Source organism: Methylobacter marinus A45, assembly GCF_000383855.1.
Lineage (GTDB): Bacteria > Pseudomonadota > Gammaproteobacteria > Methylococcales > Methylomonadaceae > Methylobacter > Methylobacter marinus.
Genome location: NZ_KB912877.1, coordinates 4,710,820 through 4,718,644 on the forward strand (window position 1 = coordinate 4,710,820; position 7,825 = coordinate 4,718,644).

The following is a 7,825-nucleotide window of genomic DNA, read 5'->3' on the forward strand; positions in this document are numbered from 1 at the left end:
GTGTTTAATTCATCGGTTCATCCCCACGGGCGTGGGGAACAGATTGACGCGTCTTAATGAATTACTTATTGATTCGGTTCATCCCCACGGGCGTGGGGAACAGGATGTCTGCCGTGCCGTTCTTGTCGCATAGCGCGGTTCATCCCCACGGGCGTGGGGAACAGCTGGTGGCCGCGCTGGATTTTTTCGACCAGTACGGTTCATCCCCACGGGCGTGGGGAACAGATCGGTATTTTGCGTGTGCACCGCCGGGAACACGGTTCATCCCCACGGGCGTGGGGAACAGATGCACAGCACAGAATATAGCGATCTGCCGACCGGTTCATCCCCACGGGCGTGGGGAACAGAAGAGCATTTCGATTTTTCGACATATAATTATCGGTTCATCCCCACGGGCGTGGGGAACAGTAGAATTGCCGGGGTTCCTGAATCCGCCCCCGCGGTTCATCCCCACGGGCGTGGGGAACAGTCATCAAGTACTGCGGTTATGGTAAGTTTGAACGGTTCATCCCCACGGGCGTGGGGAACAGGGCAACGGCACTCTGAGAGTTAAGATTGGGGACGGTTCATCCCCACGGGCGTGGGGAACAGTGATATTAATTCATGAATTTTCATTCCTTATCCGGTTCATCCCCACGGGCGTGGGGAACAGCTGAAATATTAACGGGGCCACTCGCGGCCTCGCGGTTCATCCCCACGGGCGTGGGGAACAGATGACTCCCTCGCGCGTAGTGATAAAAGCCGGCGGTTCATCCCCACGGGCGTGGGGAACAGTCTGGAAATGCTGCGCTACCTATCGACGTTCACGGTTCATCCCCACGGGCGTCGGGAACAGCGCAATCAGACCGCCGGAGATAATGCCGAACGCGGTTCATCCCCACGGGCGTGGGGAACAGCAAACCCTCATGAAAAATAATCATAATACCGCCGGTTCATCCCCACGGGCGTGGGGAACAGTTGGTGGAAAATACCCGCGTGTCGCGGATGGGCGGTTCATCCCCACGGGCGTGGGGAACAGTTATTATGTGCAAGGGGTTGATTGCAGAGGGGCGGTTCATCCCCACGGGCGTGGGGAACAGACTGTCTCTCATTATTTTTATTATTATTCATACGGTTCATCCCCACGGGCGTGGGGAACAGTTTTCTTCCTGGATGCGCCGCGCTTCCGCTTCCGGTTCATCCCCACGGGCGTGGGGAACAGCACGTCCAGCAGCTGCTGCTGCAGGTCACAGGCGGTTCATCCCCACGGGCGTGGGGAACAGCACGCCGATTAATCGCCCGTCGTCTGCGTCGCCGGTTCATCCCCACGGGCGTGGGGAACAGCATGACTATCAATAAAATCTGATAAATCACTACGGTTCATCCCCACGGGCGTGGGGAACAGAAAACCGCCTTATCTAAAGAAAGAACCTATTTCGGTTCATCCCCACGGGCGTGGGGAACAGTCAAGAAAGCGGCTGCCGGTACTGATCTCCGGCGGTTCATCCCCACGGGCGTGGGGAACAGAGGATGAGTTTTTTTCGAATGAGCTGGAAAATCGGTTCATCCCCACGGGCGTGGGGAACAGAGTTCCATTTATTTGAAGGCAAAACCTACTGCCGGTTCATCCCCACGGGCGTGGGGAACAGCTGGATCGCATCAAGTCGGCGCTGAATCCTGACGGTTCATCCCCACGGGCGTGGGGAACAGCATCAGGGAACATGGCTACATAAAGATTTGGCCGGTTCATCCCCACGGTGTTATTGGACAACTAAAATGAGCCAGAATTGGCCAACAATTTTGAGCCACTTTTTCCTTTATCTTTATCTCATTATTTGCCACAGTCCCTGGCTTTTGTTCAGGGAGCGGCATGAAGGAGTGGCTAGTGATCCATCAGATCAAAGCATTACATAACCACGGCAATGGCTTATCGGAGCGCCAAATTGCCAAACAATTGGGCATTTCCCGCAACACGGTCAGCAAGTATTTGAAGCTGACGGAACCTGCCATTGCGGCGCTGCTGGCCGATACGGACCGCACCAAGAAGCTGGACGATTACCGCGGCTATATCATTCAACTGCTGCAAACCTATCCCGGCCTGTCGGCCGTGAAAGTGCTGCGCAAGTTGAAGGCCAAGGTGGATGATCTGGCCGTGTCCGACCGTTCAGTGCGGCGTTACATCCAGGCGCTCAAGCAGGAGCTCCCTGTCAGGCAGGCCCGCTACTATGAGCCGGTGCTGGATATGGTGCCGGGCGAGCAGTGCCAGGTCGATGGCGGCGAGCTGCGCGGCGTCCTGATCGGCGGCGTGCCGACCACGGTCTATTTCATGGTGTTCGTCTTGTCCTACTCCCGGCTGATGCATGTGTCGTTTTCGGCCCGACCGATCGATACCGCCACGCTGATCCGCCAGCATGATGCCGCTTTCCGCTATTTCGGCGGCCAGCCGGCCGAATGCGTGTACGACCAGACCAAGCTGGTCGTGATCCATGAGCGGTTCCGGGAACTGACCTTGAACCAGCGCTTCCATCAGTATGCGACCGCGGCCGGCTTTGCGATTCGGGCCTGCGAAGGCTACGATCCGGAAAGCAAGGGCAAGGTCGAGGCCGGGGTCAAATATGTCAAGCACAACGGCTTGTACGGCGAAACCTTCGCCAGCTGGCAGGACCTGGAGCAGACCCTGGCCGACTGGCTGGACCAGACCGCCAACCAGCGGATTCACGGCAGCACCGGCCAGCCGCCTCGGGGGCTCTATGACCGCGAGGAAAAGGCCCGGATGCAGCCTTACCTGACCCCGTCCTGTGTCCATGATACGCAGGCTCTCGTAGTCACGCGCAAGGCTGACAAGACCGGCCTGATCGCCTGGCAGTCCAACAAATACTCGGTGCCCATGGCCTATCAAAGCGCCCGGGTCGGCGTCTGTGACCAGGACGGCCAGTTGCTGATCAGCGACCTCAACACGGGCGAAGTGATCGCCGAGCATCGGTTGTGCCTGGAAAAAGGCCAGGTCATCAAGAACACCCACCATTACCGCGACCAGAGCCTGCGCATTGAAACACTGGAAGCCGACCTGCAGCAACTGGTCGGCCAGGCGGCGCTGGCGATGGCGCTGTGCGCCTTGCTGAAAGCAACTTCGCCGAAGATCTACAAGGACCAGCTGGCGGGCGCCAAGCAGGTCTTGACCGAACATCACCAGCGCCACGGCGTAATCCCCGAGCCCCTGTTGAGCCGGCTTATCGAGTTGCCGCGGCTGACCGCCAGCGGCCTGAAGCAGCGCCTGGAAGCCTGGCAGCAGCATCCCGAGCGGCTCACTCCGCTCGAGCCGACGACAACAGACCATCCGTCCTCGGCCGCCTTGGCCCGTTATGGCACCCTGAATGGCCGCTCCACTGGCCAGGGAGAGCGCCATGCCGTCTATTGACCAAGTCGCCCGGCAATACCGCAGCCTGTGCCTGTCCGGCATTGCCGACCATCTGGAGCAGCTGCTGAGTCAGGCCGAAGCCGGCGACAGCTCCTACCTGCAGTTTGCCGACTGCCTGATCCGGCATGAACAGCAACAGCGCAACAGCAAGCGCGTCGAGCAAAACCGGCGGCGAGCCGGCTTTCCGCTGCACAAGTCCCTGGAGGAGTTCGACTACCGCTTCCAGACCACCATCAGCAAGCGCGAAGTCAACAGCCTGCTGGACTTCGGCTTTATCGACAACCGCGACAACGTGGTCTTCATCGGCCCGCCAGGGGTCGGCAAGACCCACCTGGCCATCGGCATCGGCCTGAAAGCGATCGAGGCCGGCTACAAGGTCGGCTTCCACACGGCACTGGGCCTGATGGAGGCCCTGGAACTGGCTGAGCTCAAAGGCGAGTTGAAAAAGAAAATCAACCAGTTGCTCAAGTTCGATTGCCTGATCATCGACGAGCTGGGCTATCTGCCGATGAACAAGCAGGGCATGCACAACCTGTTTCAGCTCATCAACGCGCTGTATGAATACCGGTCGATCATCCTGACCACCAACAAGGCGTTCACGGACTGGGGCGAGTTCTTCTTTGACGACAATGTGGCCGTGCCTATCGTCGACCGCATCATCCATCATTCACATATCTTTATGCTCGGAGGGGAAAGTTATCGGCTGAAAGCGAAGCTAAACAACTCATATTAACCGGAAAAAGTGGCTCAATTTTAATGGCCGAAACTGGCTCAAAATTATTGGCCATTGACAAAATTGCTATTATCCAGGGACATCCGGATCCGGCAGGTAATCGCTTTTGCCATGCTTTGGCAGACGCGTATAGCAAAGGTGCGGAATCTTCAGGATATGAGGTCAAGGTAATTAACATCGCTAAAATCGAGTTCCCTATACTGCGCACCCAGGCTGATTTTGACCATGGCCAGGCGCCCGAGGCGATTAAACAGTCGCAGCAGATCATCCAATCAGCAAATCATCTTGTCATCATTTACCCGTTATGGCTCGGAACCATGCCGGCCTATTTGAAAGCCTTTTTTGAACAGGTATTCAGACCGGGCTTTGCCGCCACAAAAAACGCCGGCGACAGACCTTGGAAACAATTGCTCACAGGCAAAACCGCGCACATTGTCATTACAATGGGTATGCCCGCGTTTGCTTATCGGTGGTATTTTATGGCCCATAGTTTGAAAAGCCTGGAAAGAAATATCCTGGGCTTCTGCGGCATCAAAACTACCCAAGAAACCCTGATTGGCATGGTGGAAGCGGTCAATAATGAAAAAAGACAGCGATGGCTCGATAAGATGGAACTGTCGGGCCGTGCCGGCAAATAGGCGCTCTTGAAGCAAGACGGAGCGATGTCAGCAAAAACCAAGCAGCGCGTTTCGCGAATAAAAGAGAAGATGCAGGGCTGTTATCGCCAATAAAACAGTAGCCTTAACTCCAATTATCCACAAAACCTGTGGATAACCTTGTCACTAAATTGTAACAATGCATTATATCTATTTGTAAATAAAGCAGTTTAGTTAAATTGATCAAAATCTGACCGGAGCTCATCCAGCAAAACAGCGCTCTTCATGAGCGACAGATGAAGCGGTTGCCGGGCTCATGGTCATCCGAGCCGGATCTGTGAAGCAATGTACGTTTCCGACCGAAGGCGGCAATACGCAAATCGATCGTGCCATTGTTTTCCCGGTGACATGCTCGTCGACGACAGCAATTTCACAACGCCCATGCCGGACAATCTGGTTTATGCGAGCCGTTATATCCGCCCATCAAAAGCAACTGATTTTTAGCACTAGTGACGTTCTGGCTATCTGTGCTAAGATCGAGTTCGGCCGGTTGAAGCCATTGATCGGATCACACAGGGATCATGTAAGCCATGTTAAAACGATATCGAAAACAAGCTGCCCCGATCGATGAGAACTCATGCCCGCAATGCGGCAGGCCTATGGTCTTGAGAATTGCCAAGTGTGGCGATAATCAAGGGAATCAGTTCTTGGTATGCTCAGGGTATCTCGATGCAGGATGACTAAGCAAATAATTTGAATACTACCGGCTCCAGTCGATTGACACCTGTCATTCAAAATTGCCGCCGAGCCGTCTTTCATTACCAACCGATTGCTGAATAACTGACAAATTTTGGAGTTATCCAAATTAGAAAAAATTGTCTTGAAAGATATTCTTCTCAATTTAAGTGTAAAAAGATCATGGAATATTGAGACGCGAATAATATCTTTTCAGCCAATGCTATAAGGAAATTTAAATGAAAAAACTAATCGTATTTTTATCTTTAATGTTGCCTTCTTTAACCTGGGCCAGTTTCTTTGCCGTTAATGATAATATTTTTGTGGACATTGACTCGGGAACAAGCACATTCACACTGGAATTTAATAAAACGCCGGATTTTTTCACGGTTGACGAATTTGGCAGGCAGGCGAATGCATTTCAATACTATATTTACAGCGACCAATCCCTGAGTTATCCGAATAATTATGATGCTATTATCAGGGGCGGAGAAATGCATCTGTCGTCCGATACTTTGAGAATCAGAAAAGCGGCGCCATCAAGCGGTGATGTAGGATCTGGCGGCTGGGGCGCTGTTATTGCCGAAGTGCCCTGGTCGCTCGATGGTTCAACGCTATCATTTACAGTCAATACTTTGTTGCTTACTTCATTTGTTACAGATAAAGGTGTTTTTAAATATGACTTGATGACAACTGAATGGGGCCGCATGACTTCCCATATATCCGGAAAATTTTCTACATCGGCTTTATCTCCGCATTCAACCCCCTCGCCTGTCCCTTTGCCTTCTTCATTTTCGCTTCTTCTAACCGGGTTAATTTTATTCTCATGGCTAGGCTTGGCAAACAAATCAGGCAAACATAAAAAATTCGCCGCTTAGCTGGCGCTATGCAATAGACAAGGAATAGGTAATGGCTCAAGTGAAAATTTACGGCATTCGGGAAAAGCTCGCTCCAATACGAGAGCGTTTATCAGAAACCATCCATCAATGCGTCATGGAAGCCTTGCGGTTCCCTGCCGACAAGCGAGCGCATCGCTTTTTCATGATGGAGAAGGAAGATATGCTTTACCCGTCGGAGCGCACCGATGCCTATACCATCATCGAAATCACAATTATCGAAGGCCGCAGCATTGAAGCGAAGAAAAAGCTGATCCGCCTGCTTTTCGATAAAATCAGGGATGAGGTCGGGATTGCACATCAGGACATTGAAGTGTGCATTCAGGAAAGCCCCGCGCACAATTGGGGCTTTAGAGGAATGCACGGGGATGAAGTCAAGCTCGACTATAGAATCAATGTGTAAAGCGCATACCATGGCACTTCAGCCGACATTGGGCAGTAGCGTTGTTTTCTTGATGTCGGCTGAATTATTCATGGCACGCTTCGGCTGATTTAGGGCGCTAGGTCATTCTATGAACCGTGAAGCATATAACAAGATCTCAGACCGATGGGACAGTGCGCGTAGGAAGTTCTATGGACGTGAACGCGAATACCTGGATGTGTTGTTGTCCGCTCTTCCAGGCGGCGCCTCGGTGATAGATCTCGGTTGCGGCACGGGCCGCCCAATGGCTGAAGATGTAATTTCCAGGGGCTACCGGGTAATCGGCATTGACCAGTCCAGCGAACAGATCAAAAAAGCGGCGGAGAGATTCCCGGAACAGCGGTGGGTGCTTTCATCCATGGAAGCATATGGGTTCAATGACGGCTTTGATGCTGCCATTATATGGGATTCGCTATTTCACATCGAGCGTTCGTATCATGAGCCTATTCTGCGCAAGGTTGTAGAAAGGCTTCCATCTGGCGGAAGGGTGATGCTTACGGTCGGCGGTTCCGAGCATCCAGCGTTTACCGACTTCATGTTCGGCCAGGAATTTTTCTACGACTCCAACAGTCCGGAGAAAACGCTGCACATCATTGAAAACCTTGGCTGTCACCCGCTTATTGGCGAATTCATGAATCTGCCGACCGAGGGCCGTGATAAGGGGCGATATGCAATTGTCGCGGAAAAGGCCTGATCCGTGACTCGTCCGATTGGCTTAAAAAATACATCCCCACTTTCTTACCTCTAGTTACGCTTACCGAAGCATAGCGAATCCTTGCAAGAGCCATCCCAAGCCTTCCGATAAAACTCTCTGCCAGAAACCAGCGAAGGACTAGAGCATTTATTTATTAGCCAGAAACATCGCCTCCAGGCTTCGTCGCCATGAAAGCAAGCCATTCACGGGTCGACAGGGATTTTCATAAACTCGGATCGGCTCGGGGTGACGGGATTGCGCCCGTCACCTCTGCCACACCACCGGACATGCGGTTTTCCGCATCCGGCGGTTGAATCCAACGGCTTAGGCCGTTGATAGTTCTGATGGTACAC

Annotated in this window: 6 protein-coding genes and 1 CRISPR repeat array (1 of these 7 cut by a window edge); all 6 genes read left to right on the top strand. The window is 53.1% G+C overall.

What is annotated here, in order from left to right:
• A CRISPR array of direct repeats spans positions 1-1,689; the repeat unit is 29 nt; unit sequence CGGTTCATCCCCACGGGCGTGGGGAACAG; it begins 597 nt to the left of the window's first position.
• Between the two features lie 175 nt (positions 1,690-1,864).
• Positions 1,865-3,397, top strand: coding sequence for an IS21 family transposase (gene istA, locus METMA_RS0122220; RefSeq protein WP_084254169.1), 1,533 nt, complete (start codon positions 1,865-1,867; stop codon positions 3,395-3,397).
• Positions 3,384-4,130, top strand: a complete 747-nt coding sequence (gene istB, locus METMA_RS0122225; RefSeq protein WP_020161326.1) for an IS21-like element helper ATPase IstB — start codon at positions 3,384-3,386, stop codon at positions 4,128-4,130. The genes istA and istB overlap by 14 nt, the downstream gene beginning before the upstream one ends.
• 23 nt (positions 4,131-4,153) lie before the next feature.
• Positions 4,154-4,768, top strand: a complete 615-nt coding sequence (locus METMA_RS0122230) for an NAD(P)H-dependent oxidoreductase (protein ID WP_020161327.1) — start codon at positions 4,154-4,156, stop codon at positions 4,766-4,768.
• A gap of 932 nt (positions 4,769-5,700) precedes the next feature.
• A complete protein-coding gene (locus METMA_RS0122235; protein WP_020161328.1) occupies positions 5,701-6,339 on the top strand; it encodes a hypothetical protein in 639 nt (212 codons plus the stop codon).
• A 31-nt stretch (positions 6,340-6,370) separates the two neighbouring features.
• Entirely contained in the window at positions 6,371-6,760 is a 390-nt protein-coding gene (locus METMA_RS0122240) for a tautomerase family protein (RefSeq protein ID WP_020161329.1), read from the top strand.
• Positions 6,761-6,869: 109 nt separating this feature from the next.
• Complete coding sequence (locus tag METMA_RS0122245) at positions 6,870-7,472, top strand: class I SAM-dependent DNA methyltransferase (protein ID WP_027147543.1); 603 nt, start codon at positions 6,870-6,872, stop codon at positions 7,470-7,472.
• The last annotated feature ends 353 nt before the right edge of the window (positions 7,473-7,825 follow it).

What these genes read in the sequence shown, in the direction of transcription:
- istB (WP_020161326.1), top strand. Translation starts at nt 3,384, where the DNA reads ATGCCGTCTATTGACCAAGTCGCCCGGCAATACCGCAGCCTGTGCCTG.
- METMA_RS0122235 (WP_020161328.1), top strand. Translation starts at nt 5,701, where the DNA reads ATGAAAAAACTAATCGTATTTTTATCTTTAATGTTGCCTTCTTTAACC.
- METMA_RS0122240 (WP_020161329.1), top strand. Translation starts at nt 6,371, where the DNA reads ATGGCTCAAGTGAAAATTTACGGCATTCGGGAAAAGCTCGCTCCAATA.
- METMA_RS0122245 (WP_027147543.1), top strand. Translation starts at nt 6,870, where the DNA reads ATGAACCGTGAAGCATATAACAAGATCTCAGACCGATGGGACAGTGCG.
- METMA_RS0122230 (WP_020161327.1), top strand. Translation starts at nt 4,154, where the DNA reads ATGGCCGAAACTGGCTCAAAATTATTGGCCATTGACAAAATTGCTATT.